Source organism: Corynebacterium sp. KPL4015 (genome assembly GCF_040225725.1).
GTDB classification, from domain to species: domain Bacteria; phylum Actinomycetota; class Actinomycetes; order Mycobacteriales; family Mycobacteriaceae; genus Corynebacterium; species Corynebacterium rhinophilum.
On sequence record NZ_JBEHGF010000011.1, the window covers coordinates 50,931 to 77,112 of the forward strand.

Below are 26,182 nucleotides of genomic sequence, written 5' to 3' on the forward strand. Positions count from 1 at the left end.
GCGGGCATGAATGATTTTCTTGCCCGCACCGAGGAAGGCGCCGCGGCCTTGACCCGCGCGGTGTCCGAAACCTTTGCCGATGTCACCGACCCAGCCCGGCGCACGCCGCGGGGCTGGCGGCGTTTCGCGTACCTGGCGCTTGGTGAATCCACGGTATGGGCCCGCCTCTTTGGCTGGAAGAAGGCCCACACCATCACAAGCGCGCCGCTTTTGCCCCTTTTGGCGGCGGAGGCGCAAAACCCCACCCTGAGCCCCGCACTGCTGGCCGGCGCGGTGGGCCAGGTGGAAAAGTCGCGCCGCTTGCACCGCCCCTCCCTCCTTGGGGTGGCAGGCGTTACCGCTAGCCACGCGGCGTATTCGTGGGTGCTTTATCGGCGCGGCGCGCGCAACGATGCCCGCGGTTGGGGCCTGCGCGCCATGGCGTGGGCGGCGGCGCTCGTCGCCACGCGCAAGCAGCCCACTCGGACCGCGGTAGCGGTGGGCGGCGCGGCGGTGCTGACCACCTCGGCGCTGGCGGGCGATCCGCGCCTGCGCACCGATGCGACGAAGGGCTTGAGCCACGGCGCCAATCTCTTGGTCGCGGCGGAAGGCCTGACTGCGCTGCGAGCGCGAATAGCAGCAGCCGGGTCTCAGAAGGACAAGAAACATGCCAAGCCCTCGAAGGCGGCCAGAGCAGTGGGCGCGGCGGAGGCTGGTGCCTTGGCCCTCGGGCACTTCCTGCTAGTCGATGCCCTGTCTAGGTAAGGCCCTGCCTAGGCAAGCTCCGCTCCGGCTGCATGCTCGGGCCATAAGACAGCCGGCGGTGCACCACCTCGAAGGGCCCGCGCAGGCCCAGCGCTTCGAGCACGCACGCGCCAATCACGGTGACCAGCCACACGCCGCAGGCGAGCCCGGCTTGGCCGAAGGCTCCTAAGTCGTGGCCGTAGTCCAGCGTGAAGGGGTGCACGATAAGGAAAAACAGCATCGACTGGCCCACATAACCACTCATGGATCGTTTCCCCAGCGCGACGAAGGGCCACAAGAGCGCGGGCACGGAGGCACCGGTTGCTAGGCGCTCTTGCACGGGCTGCAAGATAAGGGCGAGCCCGGCGAGGATTCCCGGCCCGGTTAGCACGCCGAGGGTGGAATTGGCGCTACTGGCGGCGTTCGCCCAACGCTCATCAATGACCCCGAGGGTGCCCAAAGACCACAGCGTGCCAATGACCAGCGTTACGGCGGCGGCGATGGCCACCCAGCGCAGGAGTTGGGGGCGGTGAGAGGGGACATCGGCAAGCACGCCCTCGCGCGCCCACACAAAGCCCACCAGCATGACCGGCAGGTACATCAGCACGATGAGTGGGGCGGAGATGATCTGCGCGCCCAGGGTGAGAAGCTGGCTGAGCAGCAGGTCACCGTAGGAATTCACCGTGCCAATGGCATCGACGGGGATATCGAGCCCGCCGTCCACCGCGGAGAAAATAAACGCGGCGATGCCGAGCATCGTCAGCACCCCGAGCGCGATATAAGAAATCTTGCGCAGCGTAGAATTATGCAGCGTGAGCAGCAGGGCAATGACTATGCCCGCAATGCCGTAGACAAACATGATATCGCCCCAAAACAGCAGCACCATGTGCACCGCGCCCAACAGCGCGAGGAAGCCATAGCGCTTGGCGATGACCCTCCTTGCCTCCCCCAGCGGAAATCCCCGCCGCCACAGGCTCATCGCAATAAGCCCCACGCCGAAGCCCAGCAGGGTAGAAAACATGGGCAGGCCGCGGTTGTGCACGAAGAAAGCACCGAAGACGACGGCGATTTTATCGAGCACACTGTCATCGAGGATGCCGCCGAAATACGCGCCCGGGCGATTCTCGGTGATGATCCACGCGGTGGTCATATTCGCTATCGCGATGCCTAAAAGCGCCATTCCGCGCGCCGCGTCGGGCACGATGAGGCGGGTGCTGGCCATTAGATTTCGCACCTTTCTGCCAGGCTGGCGCGGATGGGGCGCGCCAGCTGGGTCATGCGGCGGCGCCCGCGCAGCTCGATGGATTTCATGACGGTCCAGCGGGCCTGCTCGGCCTCGTTGGCGGTCTTTAAGGTAGCAGCGTTGGTCAGGACCTGGCCGGGGGTGTCCTTGGCCATTTCGGTCAGGCGGGCGGCCTCGTTAACGGCATCGCCGATGACGGTGTACTCGAAGCGATCCGCGCCGCCGATGTGGCCTGCCACCACGTGGCCGGAGGCGACGCCGATGCCGGCCTGCAGCTCGAGCCCGCGCAATTCCCCGCGCAGCTCGCGGGCGGCCTGCAGCGCCATCGAAGTCGAGTCGTACACGTTGAGCGGCGCGCCAAAGACGGCGAGGGCGGCATCGCCTTGGAACTTATTGATGATGCCCTTATTGCGGTGCACCACCGTCACGACGTGCTCGAAGAATTTATTGAGCTCCGTGACCACTTCTTCGGGGGAGTGGTTGACCGCGAAGGTGGTGGAACCGATGACATCGATGAACAGCACCGCGACCTTCCGATCCTCCCCGCCCAATTCGGGGCGCTCATCAAGGGCGCGCTGGGCCACCTCGGTGCCCACGTAGCGGCCGAAGATATCGCGGACGCGTTGGCGCTCGCGCAGCCCGCGCATCATCTCATTAAATCCCGCCTGCAGGACGCCGAGCTCGGATCCATCGTAGATATCGACCTCGGCATCGGACTCGCCGCGGCGCACGCGGTTGATCGCATCCTGCAATTCCACGATGGGATCGACCACGCTCATGATGGCGAAGCTGGTGCCGATAAACCCAGTGGCCAAGGCCGTGAGGGCCAGTGCCACGATGGCCGGGATGATTTCGCTGGTATCGCCGGAGAAGAGCCCGGTGTGCTGCCCCAGCAGCACCAACACGATGCCGAGTAGCGGCACCCCGGAGGTCATCAGCCAGGTCGAAAAGAGGCGATACTTGATGGGCGGTTCGACGGTGGAATCTTCAAAGCGGCGGGCGACGGCCTGCGCGGCGACGGGCCGCACGAGGCGCTCTGCCTGCAGGTAGGTCAAGATGATGACCACTAGGCCCGCCAGGGTGGTGGAGACCCCCACGACGAGTCCGAGACGCCCGGACTGCCCGCTGGAGATAACCACCGTCAGGATAATGCCGATGAGCCAGACCGCGGCCGCGACCAGGGATTGGTACACAGGGATGCGCAGTACGAGGGTGCGCACCATATTTGGATCGTGCGCATCGGGATTGCGCTGCCAGTCCAGCACGGGGCGGAAGAGCAGCAGGGTAGCGGCGATGCCGATGATGACGGCAAAGATGAGGTAGACCGCCGCCACGCCCTTGAGGTTGGGCAGCTCGGCGGCAAAGTCCTCGATTTCCGGCATGGGCAGGAAATAGAGGATGAAGGTCATGATCGCGATGGCGCCGATGAGATTGGCGCCCAAGACCAAGGCAGCGTATACCGGCCATTGGGTTCCCATAAGCCAACGAGCGCCACGCAATAGTCTGTTCATAACTACTTACTGTAGTAAGACCAGTAGGCTAGAGCGAGTGAATACGGGAAGCGTTGCGCAACGATTGGCAGATACCCCAGGTGTGGCCCGCACTATCTTGGGTGCCGCGCGGGCGGCGCGGGGGATGCCGGGGGCAGATCCGCGGGCGATGAGCCATTCCTGGCTCTTTACCGGCCCGCCCGGTTCGGGGCGTTCCTTGGCCGCAATCGATTTCGCGGCCGCGCTCATGTGCACGGATCCGGAGGAACCGGGCTGCGGAAAATGCGAGGCCTGCCGCGCCGTGCTAGGCACCAAGCAGCACACGGACCTGGTCTTGGTGGACCCGCAGGAGGTCATAATCCCGGTGGATACGGTGCGAGAGGTCATTGGGCGCGCCGCGAGCCTGCCCACGGTCGCCCCGTGGCGCGTGGTGATCTTCAATAACGCGGATCGCCTCAACAATAACGGCGCCAACGCGCTGCTCAAGACGGTGGAGGAGCCGCCGGAGCGCACCGTGATTATCATGTGCGCGCCTTCCGATGCCCCCGAGGATTTCTCCCAGACCCTGCGCTCGCGCTGCCGGCACCTGTACATCCCCTCGCCGTCGGTGGACAATATCGTTGCCCAGCTGGTGAGCGAAGGCGCCTCGGATCACGATGCCCGCCTCGCCGCCGTCACTTCCCTGCGCCACGTGGGCAGGGCGCGCCACTTGGTGGCAGAGCCGACGGTGCAAAAACGCCGCGCTGTGGCCATCAACCTGGCCGAGGACATCTTCCACGAATCCCAGGGCTTTCAGGCGGTGACCTCGCTTCTCAAGCTGGTGGATGCGGACGCGAAGGAATCGCACAAGGAGGAAGAAGAAGCGGAGCTGGCCAAGCTGGAAAATACCTTTGGCGTGGGCGCGAAGGGCAAGGGCGCGGCGAAGGCGCAGCGTGATGCCCGCTCCGCCATCAAGGACCTACAAGAACAGCACAAGAAGCGGGCGAAGCGACGGGTCATCGATAACCTCGACCTAGTGCTCGTCGATCTCTCCGGAATTTACCGCGACGCGCTGATGACAAAGGTGGGCGCGCAGGTGGAGATGACCCACCCGGATTTCGCGGGGCTATCTGGCGAGCTGGCGCAGCGGGTGAACGAGGAGGGCCTCTTGGAGTGCCAGTCCGCCATTTCTTATTGCCGCGAGCAGCTGACCCAGAACGTAGGTACGCAGATTGCCTTCGACGGCTTGGTGGGCAGGCTGCGGCGGGCCTGCCTTTAGCGCTGGGGGGCTGTCTAGTACCGGGACCGTCGCTAGTATCGGGCCGGAGTTTAACACCGGCCCGCCAAAAACCAGGCCTAGGCACCGATTTCTTTTCCGCGCCACCCCTGCGATAGAATCGCCAGTGCTGCTTAAGTAGCGCGCCGCCTTAGCTCAGTCGGTAGAGCATTTCACTCGTAATGAAAAGGTCGCGAGTTCGATTCTCGCAGGCGGCTCCATTTTTATCTGTGCGGGTTTCTTCCTTAATGTAAACTCTCTTTCAATTGAAGCAGGCCATATGGCCTTGATGAGGGAGCAGACGATACATTGCTTATTGCTACCGTCGCAGCAGAAATTCTCTTTTGGGCGTGCCTCATTCTGGGTGGTGTTCTCCGCTACATCGTTAAGGCCCCAAGAATTGGACTGGCATTTTTTATCGCTACGCCAATTATTGACATAGTCTTGTTAATTTTCTCATTTTTCATTCTGCATAATGACGGCGAAGCGGGATTCATGCACGGTTTCGCAGCTTTTTATATCGCATTTTCGCTGGTCTTTGGCGGCGATATCATACGCGCAGTTGATCGGAAGCTCAGCGGGAAGTCGAAAACCGAGTCTGGGAATCAGTCCGATAATAATTTAAGAAAATCCGTATATGCCAGTGCGGTGACGGCTGCGATCCTTATAGTTAGCATCGCGGTGGTAGGGCTAAACGGCAGCTTCTGGTTGATTTATTGGCTTATTGCCGTGCTCTTTACCCCACCGATGTGGTGGGGCATTGAAAAATTTAATCGCCGTGCTTGAGCAGGCGCGGAACCACCTTGCCGGTGGCATTGCGCGGCAGCTTGGATAAGAAATGCACATCGCGGGGCACGGAGTGCTCGGCGAGCTTTTCGTGCACCCAGGCGCGGATGGCATCGGCAGTCAGTTCGCGGCCGGCGGCATCGGCAGTAGGCACCGCCCAGACGGCGATGCGGCTGAAGGTCTCGCTATCCTCCACACCACCCGCGTGCACTTCATCGATGCCGGGCATGGCCTCGAGCACCTCGGTCACGGACTGGGGGTGGACATTCTCGCCGCCCACGATGATCATGTCATCGGCCCGGCCCACGACGTGGAGGAAGCCCTGCTTGTCGATGTACCCAAGATCACCGATCGACAACAATCCATCGATCCGATTGAGCTTGAGCTTGGGGTTGGTATAGCCGGTCATGGCGGTGGAATTGGTGAGGTAGATTTCGCCCACCTCGCCGCGAGGAACGGGGTGGCCCTCCTCATCGAGGATGCGCAGCTTGGTGCCATTGGCCACCTTGCCCACCGCATCAGGGTTTTCTGCGACTTGTTCCATCGTGGCCGTTGAGGCAAGCGCCAGCTCCGTGGAGCCGTAGACGTTGCACAGGATGGGGCCGAAGCGCGCGTTGGTGTCCTTGACCACCTGCGGGGTAAGTGCATTGCCGGCAGAGGCGATGAAGTTCAGGCTGGAGGTATCGAAGGAACCCTCGGGATCGTGATCCACCAAGCGCTTGAAAAAGATGGGGGAGGAGAGCATGCCGTCGAGGCGGTAGCGTTGGACATCATCAAGCACCTGCTCCGGCTCAAAGACGCGGCGGGTGACGATGGTATTGCGCAGCCCCAAGGCGATATTGATGCAGGCCCACCCCCAGGTGTGGAAGATGGAGGCCGTCATCTGCACACGCTGATCGGCGCGCCACGGGATATTGCCCACGATGGAGGCGAGCACGACGGGCAACGTCGGCTCAGGGCGCACGATGCCCTTGGGGATGCCGGTCGTGCCGGAGGACATCAGCACGATGGGGCCGTGCTTGGGAAAGGTGGGAAGCTCGATATCCAGGGGATTCTTCACGATTTTCTCGAGCGTGGGCAGATCGCTTGCTCCCGTATCGTGGGCGATGATGACTGGGATATCGAGGTTGGGATCGACGCGATCGATGAATTCATCATCGATGACGAGGACGTTAATGCCATTTTCTTCGATGCAGCCGGCGAGCTGCTCTGGGGAAGAACCGACATTGAGTAGGTAGATCCCGGCACCGGCGTAGCCCTTGGCGCCCAAAGGAATGATGATGCCGCGGCCGTTGCGGGCCATGACGCCGAGCCGGATTTCCGGCAGCTCCAAGGACTCTAGGTAGCGGGCGAAATTCTGCGCGTGGGATCGCAGCTGGCGGTAGGTGAGGGTGCCATCGTCATCGATAAGCGCGAGGCGATCGGGGCAGGTTAAATAGGCCTGCTCGATTTCGCGCGCCGTGGTGAAGCGGTAACGCGCGAGGTTGGGCAGGAGCTTGAGCTGCCCGCCAAGCCCGCCTTGCCGGGTGATAAGCCCTGACTTGAAGAGGGCAGGAAAGAACTGGCTGAGCGCGGAGGCGTGGAAGGGAACATCAGACAATTTCATGGAAGAGAAAGCTCCGAAAAGAGAAGATAACGAAAATATAACTACGAACGATATCGTCAGAAGAAAAGATAGTGTTGCTTTTAACTCGAAAAATGTTACCAGAGTGACTAATATACACTTAAGTTACAAGGTGTGAAGAAAAGGTCTCTCAATGAAATCTATAAAACTCAAGGCATTTTCGGTCGTCGCTTCCGCGATTGCGGTGGTGGGCGTGGCGGTAGCGGCGCCGCAGGCTAGCGCGGCAGAGCGCAATCTCGTTTCCTTCGGTGACTCGGTCATTGCGGATCCGAACGGCGGGGAATACTTGAAGGACCGCTTCAATCCAACGCGGGTAATCGGGGAAAACTGCCCCACCTCCTTCAACTATGCGAAGCGGGCCGGCGCCAAGATGGGGCTGCCGGTGCGCGATTTCTCCTGCTCCGGTGCGGTGTCGATGTCCAATGGCCCGCAGATCTGGCAGCAGGTGGATGCCGCCATCGGATCGGGCGCGCTGACCCCAGATACCGCGCGCGTACTGATTACCACCGGCTTCAACGACACCTATAACCACCGCGAACTGAACATGGATCAGATTCGCCGGGAATTTACGGACCGCACCGCCCCGCAGATTGAACGGATTAAGCACGCCGCACCGAATGCCCGCATCCAGATCGTGGGCTACCCCACCATCGGTTCGGGGCCGCACTACTGCCTTGTTCACGTTGGCCCGACGCCGCTGGATTCGACCTTCCTGCCCATGGTTCAGGACTACGAAAACAAGGCGCAGTGGATGCAGGTTGATCTGGCGGCCCGCACGGGCGTGCAATTCCTGGACATGAAGCCATCGACCCGCAATAACGGCATGTGCGCCAATGCGAATGACCGCATGTGGGCAGGTCTCGTGGACTTTACGGCGGGCGCGGGCAACTTGCCCATCCACATGAACCAGCGCGGCCACGAGCACGCGGCCAACGTGATTGCGGCTTCCTAGCAACCATTTTCATTACCGCGGCCATATTGAAAATGTAGGTATGGTTGTGGACATGACTGTAAAAGCTGTTATTGCCCGCTCTAAAGGCGCGGAAGTTGAGACCGTAAATATCGTCGTTCCCGAGCCCGGCCCCAATGACGTCATCGTGCGGGTGCAGGCCTGCGGTGTATGCCACACAGACTTGGCCTACCGCGATGGTGACATCGAGGACGCTTTCCCCTTCCTGCTGGGCCACGAGGCGGCAGGCGTGGTGGAGACCGTAGGTTCTGCGGTCACCCACGTGGAGGAGGGCGATTTCGTCGTCCTGAACTGGCGCGCAGTATGCGGCGAGTGTCGCGCTTGCAAGAAGGGCGAGCCCAAGTACTGCTTCAATACCCACAACGCTTCCAAGGCCATGACCTTGGAGGACGGCACCGAGCTCACCCCTGCGCTGGGCATCGGTTCTTTCGCGGAGAAGACCTTGGTCCACGAGGGCCAGTGCACCAAGGTTGATGAGATGGATCCTGCCGCTGCTGGCCTGTTGGGCTGCGGCATCATGGCTGGCCTGGGCGCTTCCGTCAACACCGGCGATATCCAGCTGGGCGAGTCCGTAGCCATCTTCGGCTGCGGCGGTGTCGGTGTGGCAGCGATTGCTGGTGCGAAGCTGGCGGGCGCGGCGAAGATCATCGCCGTAGACATTGATGAGTCCAAGCTGGAGACGGCGCGCGAGTTCGGTGCCACCGACACCATTTGCTCGAAGGGCATGTCGGAGCAGGAGGTTATCGATGCGGTGCGCGATCTCACGGGCGGCTTCGGCACGGATGTTTCCATCGACGCGGTGGGCATCCAGCCGACGTGGCGCCAGGCCTTCTACTCCCGCGATCACGCCGGCCGCATGGTGATGGTGGGCGTGCCTAACCTGACCGACCACGTGGACATCCCGGCCATCGACCTTTACGGCCGCGGCGGTTCCATCAAGCCGGCTTGGTACGGCGACTGCTTGCCGGAGCGTGACTTCCCCGCATACGTTGCCCTGCACAAGGCCGGCAACTTCCCGCTGGATAAGTTTGTTTCTGAGCGCATCGCGCTTGACGATGTCGAGTCTGCCTTCCAAACTATGAAGGACGGCAAGGTACTACGTTCGGTGGTGGAATTTTAATGCAGATTGAAAGCACGGTAACTTCCGGAAAGTTCCGTTTGGACGGCGGCGAATGGGACGTGGACAATAACGTCTACGTGCTTGGCGATGCCTCCAGTGTCCCTTCCCACGACCTCGATGCCGTGGCAGAGTTGGTGGGCGATCGCAAGGTTGAGGGCATCATCTTGACCCACGGCCACAACGATCACTGCGAGCTCGCGCCGGAAGCAGCAAAGCGCTTTGATGCGGATGTCTACATGCACCCGGACGATGACATGCTGTGGCAAGAGGCCAATGGCGATGCCCACTACATCGACCTAGCCGATAACGGCCAGTTCGACATCAACGGTGAGAAGATCACTGTCTACCACACCCCGGGCCACTCGCCGGGCTGTGTTGTCCTCTACGTCGATGGCACGCTTTTGTCTGGCGATACCCTGTTTAACGGCGGCCCTGGCGCAACGGGGCGCAAGTACTCGGACTTCGATGTGATCATCGAATCCCTGCGCAACGTCGTATTCAATTTGCCGGATGATACGAAGGTCTTGCCGGGCCACGGCGATGCCACGACGGTGGGCGCGGAAGCGGCGCGCATCGACGAGTACATCGAGCGTGGCTACTAAAAATCGCGCAAGTACTCTCCGTAGCCGGATTTGAGGAGGGGCTGGGCTAGCGCTTCCAGCTCCGCCTGGGAAATGAATCCGGCTTCGTAGGCCGCTACCTCGGGGGAACCGATGATGATGCCCGTTCTTTTCTGCATCACCTCTACGTAGGCGGCGGCCTCGCTCATGGAATCGACGGTGCCGGTATCCAGCCAAACACTACCGCGGTGGAGGCGCTGCACACTTAGCGCGCCGCGGCGCAGGTAGGCCTCGTTGATGGAGGTAATCTCGAGCTCCCCGCGATCGCTTGGCGTGATGGACTTAGCGATATCGATGACAGAATTATCGTAGAAATACAGCCCGACGACGGCATGATTAGATCGCGGCTCGGCCGGCTTTTCTTCAATGCTGAGCGCTTGGCCCGCCTGGTCGAATTCGACGACGCCGTAGCGCTGCGGATCCGAGACTTCATAGGCAAAGATGATGCCGCCCTCTGGATTGCGGCACTGGCTTAGTTCCCCGCCGAAGCCGTGGAAGATATTATCGCCGAGGACCAGCGCAACGCTGTCATCACCAATGAAATCCTCCCCAATCAAAAACGCCTGCGCCAACCCTTCGGGCCGGTGCTGCACGGCGTAATCGATCATCAGCCCGAGCTGGGATCCATCCCCGAAGAGCCTTTGAAACGCCCCAGCGTCCTCTGGGGTGGTGATGATGAGGATCTCCCGAATGCCCGCTTGGATGAGCGTGGTTAACGGGTAGTAGATCATCGGCTTGTCATAGATGGGCATAAGCTGCTTAGAGATGCCCTTAGTGATGGGATAAAGCCGCGTTCCGGATCCACCGGCGAGGATTATGCCTTTCATCGCTACTCCTCGCTGGCCTCGGTGTTTTCGTTAGTTTTGGCGGTTCCGGCGGTTGCTCCGGCGCCAGGCTCGCCGGTATCACCGGTATCGCTGGGCTCACCGGCACCGCTGGGTCCGCTGGGCTCGCTGGGTTCGCTAGGGTACAGTGCGAGATACAAGGCGAGGGCTGCCCGCCAATTTTGCGGCGAAAATCCCGTGGCCTCGATTTTATCTAGGGCAAGTGTCGACTCTTTGGGGCGCGGTGCTTCGGGGCCGACGATTTCCCGATACTGCTCGGTGCTTACCGGCGTGACCTCTGAGGGGTCGTGGCCCAGGCCGATGAATACGGACATCGCCATTTCATCGCGCCCGACGGTATCGCCGGAATTGGAGATATTATAAATCCCGTACTCGGGCCGGGTGCGCAAGAGATGCGCTATGCCCTTGGCCAAATCCTCAGCGAAGGTGGGGCGCCCGCGCTGGTCATGAATGACCTTCGGCTCCTTATCCGCTTCGGCGAAGCGGCGCATGGTGGCGATGAAATTCGGGCCATCGCCAAACACCCACGAGGTGCGCACAACATAATGCTGCGGTGCAGTCTGAGCGGCGGTTTCACCAGCAGCCTTCGACGCCCCGTAGGCGGATAGGGGCGAGGGGATCTCGTCTTCAGTGTGCAGCTCATTGGATCCATCGAAGATGTAGTCGCTGGATACGTGTACGAAGGTCAGCTGGTTTTCGGCAGCGATGCGGGCGAGTTTGGCTGGCGCCTCGGCGTTTACGGCCCAGGCGGCGGCGCGATCGTCCTCGGCGCCATTGACGTCGTTGTAGGCGGCGCAGTTGATGATGGCTTCGTATTGTTTCCACTGGCGCTGCGGGGGATTGGTGATGTCGAACTCCGTGCGGGTACAGAACTCGGCATTCTTGAGGACCCGTTTCAGCGCCCGGCCAAGCTGACCATTCGCACCGGTCACGAGGATTTTGCGGGGTGGCATGGGCTCTACATCTGCAAGCGCTGGCAGTTGCTTGTCTTTTTCTGAAACCTCGCGTGGTTCGAGGGGCCACTCCACAGCGTCGAGGTTGGTTCCGGTATAGCGTGCCTCGGGGGACCAATGCTCGTTAACCAGGTAGGAGTAGGAAGTTTCCTCGAGGGCTTGAAAACCATTGGCAACCCCGCGGGGCACAAATACGGCGGTCTCTGGCCCCACTTCATGGGTGACAATTTCGCCGAAGGTTGCGGAACCTTCCCGTAGATCGCACCAGGCACCAAAGATCTTGCCGTGCGCGACGGAGATGAGCTTGTCCCAAGGCTCAGCGTGCAGCCCGCGCGTGGCACCGGTGCGGTTATAAGAAATATTATTTTGCACCGGCTGGAACGAAGCCAGATCTGGTGCGGCCTTAGCAAGCTTTTCGCGCTGCCAGTTCTCCTTGAACCAGCCACGGTTATCTCCGTGTACGTCCAACTCAATGATGCTTAGGCCTTCAATGGCGGTGTTGTGTACCTGCATAATTACTGTCCTTGCTCTTTATAGCGGGCTTCTACAGAATCCTTTTGTGAGCGCCACCAAGTTTCGTTATCGCGATACCAGGCGATGGCATCTTCTAGTCCCGCCCGGATATCGGTATAACGGGGCTGCCAATCCAATTCGCGGCGCAGCTTGGAAGCATCCATGGCATAGCGCTGGTCGTGGCCGGGGCGGTCAGCTACGTGCTCGTACAGAGCCCGACCTCCTTGGGTATGTCCCATGATTTCGCAGATCATCTCGATGATGCGCTTATTATCGATGTCCGGCTGGTCAGCGCCGATATTATACGTCTCACCAATTCGCCCTTCCTCGATGATTTTTAGCACTGCCGCGTTGTGATCGTCGACGTGGATCCAGTCGCGCACCTGCTCACCCTTGCCATAGAGCTTAGGCGTATGCCCGGAAAGGATATTGGTGATTTGGCGCGGAATGAACTTTTCGATGTGTTGGTAAGGCCCATAATTATTCGAGCAATTAGAAATGGTGGCGCGCAGGCCAAAGGATCGGACCCATGCCCGCACGAGGTGATCGGAGCTCGCCTTGGTGGCCGAATAAGGGCTGGAGGGCGCATAGGCGGTTTCCTCAGTGAACTTGGTATGCGCCCCAATTTCTAAGTCCCCGAAGACCTCATCGGTAGAAACGTGGTGAAAGTGAACATCGCATGCCCGGCACGCCTCCAGAAGAGTATAGGTACCCACCACATTGGTCTGGATAAACGGGGAGGGATCCCGCAGGGAATTATCATTATGGGACTCGGCGGCGAAGTGCACGACGATATCCGCCTTGGCGACGAGCGGATTCACCACCGTAGCATCCGCGATATCGCCCTCCACTAATTCCACATCGATCCCCGCAAGATTATCCCGGTTGCCGGCATAGGTCAGCTTATCCAGAACAGTGATGCGGGTATCTGGGCGCACCTTGGCCATGAGGCGCACGAAATTGGCGCCGATGAAGCCGGCGCCGCCAGTAACGAGCATGGTGTGCATGAGTCTCCAGTGTAGGGCAGTCCGTAAAAGCTCTGCGCGTGGACAGTCCCAAAATGCTTGTACACGCACTTCTAGGCCGCACGACATGATCGTACGGCCCGAAAGCACGGTAGAGGGTGGGTAGTAGGGCATGGTCACGCTGCGCCGGGAGGTGGCGGACTAGGTGGTGAGTTCGTCCCGGAAGTGGATGGCGAATCGGCCGGGAAACTGGGTGGTGAATCCACCGGTTCATGAGGCTGAGCAGGCGGGTCGGTGAGCTTGCGCGCCGGGGCTTGCTCCGCAGCGGGGGAGTCATTGAGCTCTACCGAGGGGGAAAGACCTCCGGTATGCGCCGAGCGATAACCCACCCGGCCCGTTTCCGGGTCTCTTTCCGCATGCCCCATGCCATTACGGCCATCGCGGTTATCGTTATTGTCCACGTGATGTCGGCGGCATAACAGGGTCAGGTTCCGGAGGTCTGTAGCTCCCCCGTGGGACCACGCCTGCAGGTGGTGAACATCGCAGTCTTGCCACGGCCGGTTGCAGTCTGGGTGGGTGCATACGATTTCACTGGCGGCGAGCGCCAGCTTTTGCCACAGCGAAGCGGTGCGCTTGGTGCGCCCGAGCTCGAGCGGGAAGCCCTTGTCATCAACGGCGCAGAAAAAGTCGTGCTGCGCGGCGCCCAAGCGGAGAAGATCGAGCGGGGATAGGTCGATTCCCACGCTCGTGGTAAAGCGGGTGTCACTGCTCATCGCTTGTAGCTCTTCAAGAGTGGTGGCGACGAAGAAGGAACCGAGACCGTCCGATTTCTTTTGGCCTGCGGACAAGTAGCTCCCCAGTGCCGCAGTCAACTGATCTGCCATGCGCTGGGCATAGGTGCGCGTATCGTCTTCGGGACTCAGGCTTTCGCTGCCCTTATTCTTGGCAGGGGCGAAAGCGCTGGCCAAGACAGCGGCGGCGGAGGCATCGAGGTAACCGGAGATGTGCACGCCACCGTCTGCATCTTGGTTAGAAATGCTGAACCGGCGCTTGCGGGTAGCCGCGTGTGGGTCGCGCTTCCCAGAGGGATCGACGGCATGCTTATTCGCCTTGCGGATAGCCTGCCGCAGCCAATCGCGCAGGGACTCATAGGAGCGGCGTTTAGCCTCCTCTAGAGCCTTATTGCGCAGCTCCCGCGGCCCAGGAACCGCGAACTTATTGAGGTTACGCAGCTCCCGTTCGATGAGGTTGAGGATGCGCTCTGGGATAGGGTCTTCCTCGAAGAGCTTCTTGCGGCGCTGTTCTTCCGCGCGGCGCTCACGTTCGGCGCGGCGGCGCGCTTCCTCCTCGGCTTTCTTTTGCGCGGCCGCGTCTGCCTCGTCGTCTGCTGGCGGGGGAGTAGGTTCAGGATCCTCGATGGGTGCAAAGAGGTTCTTGCCGTTGCGCAGGCGTGCGGCGGCTTCGGACTCCGTGAGGCCAAGGCGGGCGACTAAATAGTCCTTAGCCTTAGAGGAGCCGACCCGCCTGCCGGCATCATCGCGCTCTGCAATAAAGGCAAAGGCGGCATCGATAGTGGATTTATTGCCCAGCGCCCGTTCTAAATGCTCGAAGTTAGGGTGGAGCAATTCGAAGGAGAGATCGTCCGGATTCTGCATAAGGTTGCGCAGGCGCGTAAGCCCCGCAGCCACATCAGAAATCGCTGAATTGATTTCTGTATGCTTAGCAGTTTCCATGGTTCCCTCCTTCCTGTTTCGCTTTCATGTTCTATTCTAGGTCAATAAAACACCAGCGCAACCGCAAGAAAGGAATTGGTCAATAGACTGTACATTCCCCACTAGAATGGGCTCAGCCACAACCAAACACGCCCAAAACGCACCTAAAACGCAACCAAAACCACTAGTCCGGAAACTTGGGCAACGCGGTTTCATCGAGCCATGCGGCAACGGTGGCATCGAAAAGAGCTGCGTCCGGCGCAGCCTCCCGGAAGGACGAGAGAAGATCGGAGGGCTGAACCACGGAGTGTTGATGCTGGGTGAGGTAGGAGGTGAGGGCGGGGAAGAAGGCATCGCCAAGCAGCCGGTGAATGGCGTGCACCGCGAGGGCCCCGCGCTTGTACACGCGGTCATCGAACATATCGCGCGCACCGGGATCAGAAACCTTGATGTCTTGGCGCTTGCGCATCAGAACTTGGTAATGCGAGCGCGCCGCCTCGCGCGCGGAGGAGGCACCCTTGTGCTCACCCCACAACCACTCGCTGTAGCAGGCAAAACCCTCATTGAGCCAAATATCCTTCCATGCAGAAAGGCCAACGGAATTGCCAAACCATTGGTGGGAAAGCTCGTGTGCGATGAGTCGCTCGAAGGCGTGATCGCCTTTCACATGGTTGGAACCAAAAATGGACAGGCCCTGGGCCTCGAGGGGGATTTCCAGCTCATCCTCGGTAATGACGACCTGATAGGCGGGGAAAGGATAAGGCCCGTAGATAGAGGAGAAGAAATCCACCATCTCTTGCTGCCGGGAGAATTCTTCGCGCACGCGCTCGCGCAAGAACGCCGGCGCCCACGCCTGGGTATCAGCTCCCAGCGAATAAGAAGAAAACTCGCCTACCTGCACCGTTGCGAGGTACGTGGCCATGGGGTGGCGTGTGCGGTAGTGCCACCGAGTGGTGGAACCGCCGGCCTTGCGGGAGACCAATTCGCCATTGGAAATGACGGTAAAGGGGCTATCGGCGGTGATGATGATGTCATACGTCGCCTTCTCTGAAGGCGTGTCATCGCACGGGAACCAGCTGGGCGCGCCATTGGGCTGGCTGGCCACCAAAGAGCCGGATTCGGTTTCCTCCCAGCCAATTTCGCCCCACGTGGTGCGGATGGGGCGCGGGCTGCCGCCATAGCGAATGTGCAGCTCAAACTCAGTCCCGCCAGGAATCTCGTCTGCAAAACGCAGACGCAGCTTCCCCGAAGATTGGCGGAATTTAGCCACCCGCGGCGCGTGCTTGGCGGTCACTCGCCGGGCCACCATCGCCCCGCCGAGGTCCAATGTTAAGGAGGTCAGCTCTTCCACCGCGCGCACGCTTAAAATGGCCTCACCCTGCAACAGGTTTGGCTCCACGCGGTAGTTCAAGTCCAGCGTGTAGTGGGTGACTTCAAAACCAAGGTTGAAGTCCACGCCGGTATAAGGATCAGTATGCGCACGCGAAAAGGCGGTAGGAAGCAATGTCATAATATTGCGATCCTACCGCCCGTCAGGCAAAGCCTAAATTTAGCTATTGAATGCCTTCTCGAATACTTGCCAAGAATCCTTCAGATCCTGGTTCCAGTGCGGCCACGAGTGGGTTCCGGTATTGCGGAAGTTAAAGGTGGCTGGCACGCCGGCCTGGTCAAGCTTGGCCTTGAAATTGTGGGTGCAGTAATTTACCCCGGCCTCGATGGCTCCGCCTTCAATCTGCAGGGTGGCGGATCCCTGCGCTGCCTGTAGCGGATTGTAGCCCTTGGATTGGATATAGGAGAACGTATCTTCCTCGCCGGCCAAGCCAGAACCGGAAGAAATGTATAGCTCGGTACCGCGTAGCTTCTCAGCGTTCATCATGGCGTCGTTGTAACGGTTGGTCTCGGAGCCGTACGGACCCCACATTTGATCCACGCTGCCGCCGCCGCGGTTGACCGTCAACTCTACGCCCTTGCGTTCCAGTGGGTAAGCGGTAGCGGCACAACCGGCGTAGGAGCCCACTGCATCGTAGAAGCCCTGGTTGTGCTGGGCTAGCAGCAGGGAAGAGGTGGCGGACATGGACATGCCGGCAATGGCGCGGTGGTTATCCGCGTTGATGTGCTTTTCAATGGCACCCGGCAGCTCCTTGGTAAGGAAGGTTTCCCACTTTTGCGGTCCCTGCAGGAATTCTGAATTCGGCTCAGAGATCCAGTCGGTGTAGTAGGAGAACGCACCGGCCTGCGGGACTACGACGTTCACGTCCTTTTCGTGGTAGAAATCAACGGCATCAGAAAGCTTTAGCCAGTCCATGTCTTGCTCTGCTCCGCCTGCGCCATTGAGCAGGTAAATGGTTGGGCGGTTTTCGCTCTTGGCGCGGATGACGGCTAGCGGAATCTTCCGGTCATTCATTGCCGGCGAGGTTGCCTCGAGCGTTTCAACGCGCGCGTCGTCCTTGTACTTCTTGTACCAGGACTTACCCTCGATCTCCGGGGTAGGTTCCAGCGGGGAAATCGTGGACTGTGCGGCATCGCCCGCCACCTGCTGCGGGGTGAGCTCGGCTGCGCCCGCCACGGGGGCATAAGCTAAGCCCGTGCAAACCGCAGCTGCCGCGAGGATAGAATTAAGACGCTTCATGGTGCTTCTTTCCAGTGGGGAGTGGACTCGATAACTATACTTCGGCCGCGAAAAATCGGCATGTTGAGGGAAGTATATTCAGTATTCCTACATGCAGACCTAACCATTAATACTGCCCAATAAATGCTTGCCGGTAAAGACTTTCACTGATGTGGGGGAGTAGCGGGGGTAGGCATACCTTCATTGCCTTTTCCGCTATCAATGATAAGTAACGCTGTGACAACTGAGGTTTCTATGTCATAATTTCCCAATGAAGCACAGCGTGACGTGGTTGGCGCCTGTAATAACATCAGTAGCGGCTGCGTTAGTGCTTTTAGTGTGAAAAGCTAAGCAGCGAGATTGTGTACTCGCGCCCCATCAAGAGAAAGAACAGCAATGAACCTTTTTGATTCCGCCCTCGTGTCCTTCAATGAATTCATTGGGCCATTCATCCACTCTGCAATGGATGCATATTCCACGCTGCTAGCATCCTTGGGCGTGATTTAAGTCCACGAATGCTTAAGGGCCCTGCGGAGGTGCATCTGCTGCTTGCCGATGCCCCCTTTGCAGGGCCCTTTCCTTCTCCTCACCGCCGCATGGGGTGGGGTGCCCCCAAGTGTGACCAATTACGCGACATTGAGGACAAAGTTACGTATCCTGTAGGGCGTGACTAACGAACATTATGACGTAGTAGTACTCGGTGCGGGCCCTGGCGGCTACGTTGCCGCCATCCGCGCAGCTCAGCTTGGAAAGAAAGTCGCTGTTATTGAAAAGCAGTACTGGGGCGGAGTCTGCCTCAACGTAGGCTGTATTCCCTCCAAGTCGCTGCTGAAGAATGCAGAAGTCGCCCACACCTTCAACCACGAGGCGAAGGCTTTTGGCATCTCCGGCGATGTTTCCTTTGATTTCGGTGTAGCCCACAAGCGTTCCCGCAAGGTTTCTTCGGGCATCGTCAAGGGCGTTCACTACCTGATGAAGAAGAACAAGATCACCGAGATCAACGGTCTGGGTTCCTTCAAGGACGATAAGACCATTGAGATTACTGAGGGCGATGATGAGGGTAAGACCGTTACCTTTGATGACTGCATCATCGCTACCGGTTCCGTGGTCAAGTCCCTGCCTGGAGTTGAGCTCGGCGGCAATATCGTCTCCTATGAAGAGCAGATCCTGAACGAGGAAGCACCGAAGTCCATGGTCATCGTGGGCGCCGGCGCCATCGGCATGGAGTTTGCTTACGTGCTGGCCAATTACGGTGTGGACGTTACCATCGTGGAGTTTATGGACCGCGTCCTGCCGAACGAGGACAAGGACGTATCCAAGGAGATTGCCAAGCAGTATAAGAAGCTCGGCGTTAAACTCCTGACCGGTTACAAGACCACCTCTGTGAAGGACAACGGCGACGATGTCACCGTTGAGGTGGAATCCAAGGACGGTTCCAAGCAGGACACCCTGACCGTGGATCGCGCCATGATCTCCATCGGCTTCGCCCCACGCGTTGAGGGCTTTGGCCTTGAGAACACTGGCGTTGAGCTGACTGAGCGCGGTGCCATCGACATCGATGACCGTATGCGTACCAACGTTGACCACATTTACGCCATCGGTGACGTCACCGCGAAGCTGCAGCTGGCACACGTGGCAGAGGCACAGGGCGTCGTGGCGGCAGAAACCATTGCTGATGCAGAAACCCAGCTCTTGGGTGACTACAACAACATGCCGCGCGCTACCTTCTGTAACCCGCAGGTCGCATCCTTTGGCTACACCGAAGAGGCAGCCAAGGAGAAGTTCCCGGATAAGGACATCAAGGTTGCTACCTTCCCGTTCTCCGCAAACGGTAAGGCAGCCGGCCTGAATGAGACCGCTGGCTTTGTCAAGCTTATTGCTGACGGCGAGTTCGGCGAGCTCATCGGTGGACACATGGTGGGTTCTAACGTTTCGGAGCTCTTGCCTGAGCTGACCTTGGCGCAGCGTTTCGACCTGACCACTGAGGAAATCGGCCGCAACGTACACACCCACCCGACCTTGTCTGAGGCCATGAAGGAAGCCGCCGAGGGCATCAGCGGCCACATGATCAACCTCTAAACAAGCGCCCCTATACCGCATAACGGCACCGCAGCGTTCTCCAGAAAGGAGGACCGCGGTGCCGTTTCGCTGTGTGCGGCTAAAAGCCCAGCTAGTAAGGCGCGACCGCCGAGCGGTGGATATCGATATCGATCGCCTCGTTGATGGGCGGGAAAGCGCGCTGCGAGCAGTTTTCCCGGGCGCAGGTCCGACACCCTGGACCGATGGGGGTGGCTGCGTGGAGATTGGTGAGGTCAAGGCCCTCCGCATAGACCGTGCGGTCGGCATGGCGGGCCTCGCAGCCTAAGCCAATGGCGAAGAGCTTATTAGTATCGCCATAGCGTCCTTGGTGGTGCTGCACGGCGCGGGAAATCCACAGGTAGTTGCGGCCATCGGGCATCTGCGCGAGCTGGCGCGAAATGACCCCCGGGCGGGTGAAGGTCTCGTAGATATTCCACAGTGGGCAGGTGCCGCCGTTATTGGAAAAGTGCACGCCGGTGGCGGATTGCCGCTTGGACATATTGCCTGCACGATCCACGCGCACGAAGGTAAAGGGAATGCCGCGCAGGTTATCGCGCTGTAGGGTGGAGAGCCGGGATGCGACTGTCTCATATCCCACGCCGAAGACCTGGCACAGATACTCCACGTCGTAGCCGGCGCGCTCGGCTTCGCTGTGCATCATGGCATAGGGCATGAGCGTGGCGGCGGCGAAGTAGCTGGCCAGGCCGCGTTGCGCCAGGCTGCGGGAGGCATCAGAGGTAAAGGGCTCATCGGCCACCAGCGCGGAGATCTGGTCTTGGGCCTCGAGCAGGCCGAGCTCGGCGGCCATGCGGAAGGCGCGTTGGCCCTCGCTCAGGCGCGAGGCGAGCGTGAACTGCCCGCTCTCGCGGTCAAAGCGGTGCAGCGTGCCATCCATCTGCGCCGTCAGCTCGATTTCTACGCCGTGTTCCTCGCGCAGCCGGTTTGCCAGCGCCTGCTCGGTATCGCGAATGCCGAACCCAGAAACGGCGAGTTCACCGGCAAGTTCCTCCGCGCGGTGATCCAGCCCGTCCAGGTAATTCTGACGGGCGTAGAAGAAGTCGCGCACCTCATCGTGTGGCATGGATAAGGCAGCTGCGCTTTCCGATGTCCTCCTCGTATCCGTAGCCAGCGACAGCTTATCGCGCACATTGCGATAGCGACGGTGTACATCGACAAGCGTGCGGGCAACGGTGGGGTGGTTATACACCAGCTCCGAAAGCTCCTGCAGTTCCACTGGGGAAGGGCACAGTTCCTTGTCTTGGATGACGTCCTGGATCTCTGCGAGGAGGCGGGAATCATCATCGCGGGAGAAAAACGTGGCATCGACGCCAAAGACCTCGGTAATGCGCAGGAGAACCGGCACGGTCAGCGGGCGGACGTCGTGTTCAATCTGGTTGACGTAACTGGCGGAAAGGCCGAGGGTGCCAGCTAGGGAGGCTTGGCTGAGATCGCGTTCACGGCGAAGCTGGCGAAGGCGAGAGCCCACATACGTCTTACTCATGCGCCAAAGATTACTAGTAGAAAGCGCGCGTGTGCATCTTTATGGCGAAAATTTTGTGAAGACTCTTCGCTACCTGGACACCGGGTTTGTGGGGTTTCATGCGAAAGTTTGACACATAAAGGGGTGGGTTAATCACTCGCGTAACACGGAGTGGTGAAGCTCACAGTTTGGTTCATAAATATGAAACATCTGTATTGCGTAAATGAAGGTGGCCAAGGTGACAGCGTTTTCGCATTCTTGTTCTCAGGATACCCTTACCTAAAAGATCTCACCGCCTGATCGTGCCTGCGAACCAGGAGCGAATGGCTGCTCGAAAATAACTAGTAACCAGCGGTTAAGCCCGGTTAAGGTAAGTACGACTATGGAGGTGTCATGACTTTAAGAAATCCGGACCGTGAGGCAATTGCTCACGGCCACATCACTAATGAACCAATTCGTCAGAATTCCGGAACGCCATCGTGGGTACTGAAGCTCATCATGGCCGTCACCGGTTTGCTCTTTGCGCTTTTCGTGGTCGGCCACATGGCCGGCAACCTGAAGCTGTACATGCCGGCACACAACGGTGAGCCCGCACTGGATGAGTACGGCGAGTTCCTGCGCTCGATGGGTGAACCGCTGCTGCCGCACGGCTCTGCCCTGTGGATCATCCGCATCGTGCTGATCGTGGCAATCCTTGCCCACATCTACGGTGCCTTTACCTTGGCTTCCCGCTCCAAGGCATCCCGCGGCAAGTTCAAGCGCACCAACCTGATGGGTGGCCTGGATTCCTTCGCCACCAAGTCCATGCTGGTGACCGGTGTAGTGCTGCTGCTCTTCATCATCTTCCACCTGCTGGACCTCACCTTGGGCGTACAGCCGATGGCCCCAGAGGGCTTCGTTGAAGGCTCTGTCAAGGCCAATATGATCGAAACCTTTAGCCGTTGGCCGGTCACAATCTTCTACGTGCTGGCAATGTGCTGCCTCTTCCTGCACCTGACCCACGGCATCCGCCTCGCCGCATCTGACCTGGGTATCACCGGTGCAAAATGGCGTCAGACCTTCTTGGTCTTGGCGTACATCATCCCGGCCGTTGTATGCATCGGCAACATCGTTATGCCTTTGTCCGTTGCCCTGGGCTTGGTCAGCTAAAGGAGATAGGAACCCATGACTACTACTGAACTCAAGCGTGAACACCCCAACTTCTCGCACCCAAAGTCCAGCGTTGAGGGCGTCTCCGCTGGTAATATCCTGGAATCCCAGGAACCGCACGGCGTGCCGATGAAGGATATGTGGGCTCACCACGTTGACCACATGAACCTGGTCTCCCCACTGAACCGCCGCAAGTTCGAGGTCCTCGTTGTAGGTACCGGCTTGTCCGCGGGTGCTGCTGCGGCAGCCCTTGGTGAATTGGGCTACGGCGTCAAGGTCTTTACCTACCACGACTCCCCGCGCCGCGCGCACTCCATTGCTGCGCAGGGTGGTGTCAACGCCTCCCGCGCCAAGAAGGTGGATAACGACTCCGCTTACCGCCACACCAAGGACACCGTGAAGGGCGGCGACTACCGTTGCCGCGAGTCCGACTGCTGGCGCCTGGCTAACGAGTCCGTTCGCGTTATTGACCACATGAACGCCATCGGCGCCCCGTTCGCCCGTGAGTACGGCGGCACCCTGGCCACCCGTTCCTTCGGTGGTGTGCAGGTCTCCCGTACCTACTACACCCGTGGCCAAACAGGTCAGCAGCTGCAGTTGTCCACGACCTCTGCACTGTACCGTCAGATCGGCCTGGGCAATGTGGAGCTTTTTGCCCACAACGATATGCAGGACATCATCACCTACGAGGAAAACGGCAAGAAGCGCGCGGGCGGCATCGTTACCCGCAACCTGATTACCGGTGAGCTCAAGGCCTTCACGGGCCACGCCGTCATCCTGGGTACCGGTGGTTACGGCAACGTTTACCACATGTCCACCCTGGCAAAGAACTCCAACGCCAGCGCCATGATGCGTGCTTATGACAAGGGCGCTTACCTGGCTTCCCCGGCGTTCGTGCAGTTCCACCCGACGGGCCTGCCGGTCAACTCCGATTGGCAGTCCAAGACCATTTTGATGTCGGAGTCCCTGCGTAACGATGGCCGCATCTGGTCGCCCAAGGAAGAGGGCGATGACCGCGACCCCAACACCATTCCGGATGAAGAGCGCGACTACTTCTTGGAGCGCCGCTACCCGGCCTTCGGTAACTTGGTCCCCCGCGACGTTGCCTCCCGTGCAATCTCGCAGCAGATTAACAAGGGCCTGGGCGTTGGACCGCTGAAGAACTCGGTCTACCTTGACTTCCGTGACGCAATCGAGCGTCTGGGTAAGGATAAGATCCGCGAGCGTTACTCCAACCTCATTCAGATGTATGAAGAGGCCATTGGTGAGTCCGCGTACGAGACCCCAATGCGCATCGCTCCTACCTGCCACTTCACCATGGGCGGCCTGTGGACCGACTTCAACGAGATGACCTCTATTGACGGCCTCTTCGCCGCCGGTGAGTGCTCCTGGACCTACCACGGCGCTAACCGCCTGGGCGCTAACTCCCTGCTTTCGGCTTCCGTTGACGGCTGGTTCACCTTGCCGTTTACCATCCCGAACTACTTGGCTGACCACCTCAACGAGGACAAGCTGGCCGAGGATTCCGCTGAGGCACAGGAAGCCGTGCAGAAGTCCCAGGAGCGCATCGATAAGCTGATGCAGGTCCACGGCGATGACCCGCACGGTCCGTCCCACTACCACCGCCAGCTGGGTGATCTGCTGTACTTCGGCTGCGGTGTGTCCCGTAACGTCGAGGACCTGAAGGACACCATCGAGAAGATCCGCGCCCTGCGCGATGACTTCTGGAAGAACGTCCGCATCCCTGGTGAGGCGAATGACATGAACCAAGTCCTGGAATACGGCCTGCGCGTTGCCGATTACCTGGACCTGGGTGAGCTCATGTGCATCGACGCCCTTGACCGCGATGAGTCTTGCGGCGCTCACTTCCGCGAAGATCACCTTTCTGAAGAAGGCGAAGCCGAGCGTGACGATGAGAACTGGTGCTTCGTTTCCGCCTGGGAGCCGGGCGAGAACAAGAACGAGTTCATCCGCCACGCAGAACCCCTGTACTTTGACTCGATCCCGCTGATGACAAGGAACTACAAGTAATGAAATTGACACTTGAGATCTGGCGTCAAGCCGGACCCACCCAGGAAGGTAAATTCGAAACCGTCCGGGTGGATGATGCCTCCGAGCAGATGTCCATTCTGGAGCTATTGGACCACGTCAACGAAGGCTACATTGAGCGCGGCGAAGAGCCCTTCGCTTTCGCCTCTGACTGCCGCGAGGGCATCTGCGGTACCTGTGGTTTGACCGTCAACGGTCGCCCACACGGCCCTGGTCAGAACACCCCTGCCTGCCAGCAGCGCCTGTTCAACTTCAACGATGGCGACACCATCCAGCTGGAGCCCTTCCGCTCCGCTGCGTACCCCGTCATCAAGGACATGGTGGTTGACCGCTCCGCACTGGACCACGTGATGGAGCAGGGCGGTTACGTATCCATGGATGCCGGCACCGCACCGGATGCCGATACCATGCACATCAACCACGAGACCGCCGAGTACTCGCTGGACCACGCCGCCTGCATTGGTTGCGGTGCCTGCGTTGCTGCCTGCCCGAACGGTGCGGCACACCTGTTCACCGGTGCCAAGCTGGTTCACCTGTCCATGATGCCGCTGGGCAAAGAAGAGCGCGGCAGCCGTGCTCGCAACATGGTTGCTGATTTGGAATCCAACTTCGGCCACTGCTCCCTCTACGGTGAGTGCGCCGATGTCTGCCCGGCTGGCGTCCCACTGACTGCAGTATCTGCCGTTACCCGCGAACGTGCACGTGCTGCTTTCCGTGGCAAGGACGACTAAGCTAGAGTTATTCCGTAGGAATACTAGGAACGAGAGAAAGACAGAAAGACTCCGCCATGAGCGATAACACCCACGTAGTTGCTGACTACCAGAGCGAAACGTATCCGGAGTTCTCCGGCAAGATTCAGGACAACTACATCGAAGGCTACGACCCAGTATCCTTCGCAGCTCCTCACTCTTCCCTTCTCCGCACCTCCACGTGGGTCGGCATGGGCTTGATCCTGTCTTGCCTGCCAGCAGCCGGCATCCTCATCTGGGGCCTCGGCGTGTGGGACACCCCGCTGGGCACCGCAGGTGAAGGCAACTACGGCCTGACCATCGCCATCGGCGTCATTTCCCTGGTTGTGGTGGCCATCGCCGCCGCCGGCACCATTCACTATGGGCGCCGCTACTACCGCCAGTACCGCAAGGAAACCGGCCGAGTTAACTAGTATTCGCTCTTAAAGCACCTCCAGCCCCGCCTCCAACAGCATTGAGAACATGCCAGGAGGCGGGGCTGTTCCTGTTTTGACGGGGAGCATGCGCTTTCCGATGCCCCTAGCTTCCCCACACCCCGGATCCGCTCGAGCTTGAACCGGGCCCCTGTTTGGTGGACACCTGATATCTAGCCCAGTCGCGCTGGAAAGAAAGGTAATCTACTATCATGTCCAGGTACTGAGAACAGTTCAAACGCGATGCCGTGGCCCTCTATGAGAACAATGAGGACCTCTCGCTGAACAAAGCATCAGCTGAGCTCGGTATCAACCGTGCCTCGCTGCATTCATGGGTCAAGAAGCATGGCACCGGCAAACGCGCCCGCACTAAAGCCCCGCAGGATAAAGCCCAGCCGGTAGATGATTCCGAGCGGATCCGCCAGTTAGAAAAAGAACAAGCACAACTGCGCGAAGAATGTGACATCCTGCGCAAGGCCGCCACACATTTTGACTACTAAAGTAGGCCCACTGGCAAGCAGCCTTATTCCCCGACGTGTCCACTTTCCAGCGTCAAGTCCCGTTCTATTGTCGATCTTGGATTATTCATTATGGAAACGCTAGGCTTTATTGTGAAAGCCTCGGAACGATCCCTGCACTACGAAAGTAGGAGTAAATCGCCGAGGTTATTGATTTTTCCGGGCAACTATTTCCTTCCGCAACGGCACGAGGCTTACCACGGGTTACAGATACACCACACTAGTGGACGCAACCGCAGAGGGTTGCGTCCACTAGTGTGGTGTATCTGTAACTGACGGTGGGCCCCTTATGAATGAGGCTGGCGACCACCGTAGTAC

General features: G+C 59.5%; 21 protein-coding genes, 1 tRNA gene and 1 pseudogene. 13 read left to right on the forward strand and 10 right to left on the reverse strand.

The features are described from left to right. Nucleotides 1–6: 6 nt before the first annotated feature. Nucleotides 7–744 (forward strand): hypothetical protein, encoded by a 738-nt coding sequence (locus tag ABRP64_RS05870; protein ID WP_284770755.1) that lies wholly within the window; start codon nucleotides 7–9, stop codon nucleotides 742–744. On the opposite strand, the gene ABRP64_RS05875 is transcribed toward ABRP64_RS05870, so the two are convergent. Both ABRP64_RS05875 and ABRP64_RS05880 read right to left on the reverse strand, forming a co-directional pair. Further along, nucleotides 737–1,945: a DUF418 domain-containing protein gene (locus ABRP64_RS05875; RefSeq protein WP_349865798.1), complete on the reverse strand. Its 1,209-nt coding sequence runs from the start codon at nucleotides 1,943–1,945 to the stop codon at nucleotides 737–739. The genes ABRP64_RS05870 and ABRP64_RS05875 overlap by 8 nt on opposite strands. After that, nucleotides 1,945–3,477 (reverse strand): adenylate/guanylate cyclase domain-containing protein, encoded by a 1,533-nt coding sequence (locus ABRP64_RS05880; protein WP_349838525.1) that lies wholly within the window; start codon nucleotides 3,475–3,477, stop codon nucleotides 1,945–1,947. The genes ABRP64_RS05875 and ABRP64_RS05880 overlap by 1 nt, the downstream gene beginning before the upstream one ends. A 37-nt stretch (nucleotides 3,478–3,514) precedes the next feature. On the opposite strand from ABRP64_RS05880, the gene ABRP64_RS05885 reads away from it, so the two are divergent. From ABRP64_RS05885 to ABRP64_RS05895, 3 genes are all read left to right on the forward strand, one after another. Next, a complete protein-coding gene (locus ABRP64_RS05885; RefSeq protein ID WP_284785471.1) occupies nucleotides 3,515–4,714 on the forward strand; it encodes a DNA polymerase III subunit delta' in 1,200 nt (399 codons plus the stop codon). A gap of 142 nt (nucleotides 4,715–4,856) precedes the next feature. Beyond that, nucleotides 4,857–4,932, forward strand: a tRNA-Thr gene (locus ABRP64_RS05890). An 88-nt stretch (nucleotides 4,933–5,020) separates the two neighbouring features. Then, nucleotides 5,021–5,497, forward strand: a complete 477-nt coding sequence (locus tag ABRP64_RS05895; protein WP_349865801.1) for a hypothetical protein — start codon at nucleotides 5,021–5,023, stop codon at nucleotides 5,495–5,497. Here ABRP64_RS05895 and ABRP64_RS05900 read toward each other — a convergent pair. After that, nucleotides 5,481–7,103 carry an AMP-binding protein gene (locus ABRP64_RS05900; protein ID WP_349839380.1) on the reverse strand — a complete coding sequence of 541 codons (1,623 nt, stop codon included), beginning with the start codon at nucleotides 7,101–7,103 and terminating at the stop codon, nucleotides 5,481–5,483. The genes ABRP64_RS05895 and ABRP64_RS05900 overlap by 17 nt on opposite strands. Nucleotides 7,104–7,254: 151 nt before the next feature. Here ABRP64_RS05900 and ABRP64_RS05905 point away from each other — a divergent pair, with 151 nt between their 5' ends. From ABRP64_RS05905 to ABRP64_RS05915, 3 genes are read left to right on the forward strand one after another with little or no spacing between them, the layout of a single operon-like run. Then, complete coding sequence (locus ABRP64_RS05905) at nucleotides 7,255–8,073, forward strand: GDSL-type esterase/lipase family protein (protein WP_284783191.1); 819 nt, start codon at nucleotides 7,255–7,257, stop codon at nucleotides 8,071–8,073. A gap of 52 nt (nucleotides 8,074–8,125) precedes the next feature. Then, the gene (locus ABRP64_RS05910) at nucleotides 8,126–9,211 is read left to right on the forward strand and encodes an S-(hydroxymethyl)mycothiol dehydrogenase (RefSeq protein ID WP_284770763.1); all 1,086 of its coding nucleotides are present in this window, start codon (nucleotides 8,126–8,128) and stop codon (nucleotides 9,209–9,211) included. Beyond that, nucleotides 9,211–9,813: an MBL fold metallo-hydrolase gene (locus ABRP64_RS05915; protein ID WP_349865803.1), complete on the forward strand. Its 603-nt coding sequence runs from the start codon at nucleotides 9,211–9,213 to the stop codon at nucleotides 9,811–9,813. Before ABRP64_RS05910 ends, ABRP64_RS05915 begins: the two co-directional genes overlap by 1 nt. On the opposite strand, the gene rfbA is transcribed toward ABRP64_RS05915, so the two are convergent. From rfbA to ABRP64_RS05945, 6 genes are all read right to left on the reverse strand, one after another. Then, nucleotides 9,810–10,658 carry a glucose-1-phosphate thymidylyltransferase RfbA gene (rfbA, locus tag ABRP64_RS05920; RefSeq protein ID WP_284819540.1) on the reverse strand — a complete coding sequence of 283 codons (849 nt, stop codon included), beginning with the start codon at nucleotides 10,656–10,658 and terminating at the stop codon, nucleotides 9,810–9,812. The genes ABRP64_RS05915 and rfbA overlap by 4 nt on opposite strands. A 2-nt stretch (nucleotides 10,659–10,660) precedes the next feature. Beyond that, complete coding sequence (rfbD, locus tag ABRP64_RS05925) at nucleotides 10,661–12,142, reverse strand: dTDP-4-dehydrorhamnose reductase (RefSeq protein WP_349865804.1); 1,482 nt, start codon at nucleotides 12,140–12,142, stop codon at nucleotides 10,661–10,663. Nucleotides 12,143–12,144: 2 nt separating this feature from the next. Beyond that, entirely contained in the window at nucleotides 12,145–13,149 is a 1,005-nt protein-coding gene (rfbB, locus tag ABRP64_RS05930; RefSeq protein WP_349865806.1) for a dTDP-glucose 4,6-dehydratase, read from the reverse strand. A gap of 134 nt (nucleotides 13,150–13,283) precedes the next feature. Then, a complete protein-coding gene (locus ABRP64_RS05935; RefSeq protein WP_284770768.1) occupies nucleotides 13,284–14,840 on the reverse strand; it encodes an HNH endonuclease signature motif containing protein in 1,557 nt (518 codons plus the stop codon). Between the two features lie 163 nt (nucleotides 14,841–15,003). Continuing rightward, a complete protein-coding gene (locus tag ABRP64_RS05940) occupies nucleotides 15,004–16,329 on the reverse strand; it encodes a M1 family metallopeptidase (protein WP_284853963.1) in 1,326 nt (441 codons plus the stop codon). Nucleotides 16,330–16,368: 39 nt separating this feature from the next. Beyond that, nucleotides 16,369–17,448 carry an alpha/beta hydrolase gene (locus ABRP64_RS05945; protein ID WP_284783180.1) on the reverse strand — a complete coding sequence of 360 codons (1,080 nt, stop codon included), beginning with the start codon at nucleotides 17,446–17,448 and terminating at the stop codon, nucleotides 16,369–16,371. Between the two features lie 645 nt (nucleotides 17,449–18,093). On the opposite strand from ABRP64_RS05945, the gene lpdA reads away from it, so the two are divergent. Next, nucleotides 18,094–19,506, forward strand: coding sequence for a dihydrolipoyl dehydrogenase (gene lpdA, locus ABRP64_RS05950; RefSeq protein WP_005276561.1), 1,413 nt, complete (start codon nucleotides 18,094–18,096; stop codon nucleotides 19,504–19,506). A 91-nt stretch (nucleotides 19,507–19,597) separates the two neighbouring features. On the opposite strand, the gene ramB is transcribed toward lpdA, so the two are convergent. Next, nucleotides 19,598–21,007 carry an acetate metabolism transcriptional regulator RamB gene (gene ramB / locus ABRP64_RS05955; protein ID WP_284770771.1) on the reverse strand — a complete coding sequence of 470 codons (1,410 nt, stop codon included), beginning with the start codon at nucleotides 21,005–21,007 and terminating at the stop codon, nucleotides 19,598–19,600. A gap of 372 nt (nucleotides 21,008–21,379) precedes the next feature. On the opposite strand from ramB, the gene ABRP64_RS05960 reads away from it, so the two are divergent. The 5 genes and pseudogenes from ABRP64_RS05960 to ABRP64_RS05980 all read left to right on the forward strand — a co-directional run. Beyond that, nucleotides 21,380–22,135, forward strand: a complete 756-nt coding sequence (locus ABRP64_RS05960) for a succinate dehydrogenase cytochrome b subunit (protein WP_284770772.1) — start codon at nucleotides 21,380–21,382, stop codon at nucleotides 22,133–22,135. A gap of 15 nt (nucleotides 22,136–22,150) precedes the next feature. Next, nucleotides 22,151–24,166 carry a fumarate reductase/succinate dehydrogenase flavoprotein subunit gene (locus tag ABRP64_RS05965; protein ID WP_284770773.1) on the forward strand — a complete coding sequence of 672 codons (2,016 nt, stop codon included), beginning with the start codon at nucleotides 22,151–22,153 and terminating at the stop codon, nucleotides 24,164–24,166. Continuing rightward, a complete protein-coding gene (locus ABRP64_RS05970; protein WP_284628488.1) occupies nucleotides 24,166–24,915 on the forward strand; it encodes a succinate dehydrogenase/fumarate reductase iron-sulfur subunit in 750 nt (249 codons plus the stop codon). Before ABRP64_RS05965 ends, ABRP64_RS05970 begins: the two co-directional genes overlap by 1 nt. Before the next feature lie 56 nt (nucleotides 24,916–24,971). Next, nucleotides 24,972–25,346, forward strand: a complete 375-nt coding sequence (locus ABRP64_RS05975; protein WP_005276566.1) for a hypothetical protein — start codon at nucleotides 24,972–24,974, stop codon at nucleotides 25,344–25,346. Nucleotides 25,347–25,585: 239 nt separating this feature from the next. Next, nucleotides 25,586–25,846: pseudogene (locus ABRP64_RS05980) on the forward strand (transposase); the annotation flags it as partial. Nucleotides 25,847–26,182 lie beyond the last annotated feature (336 nt).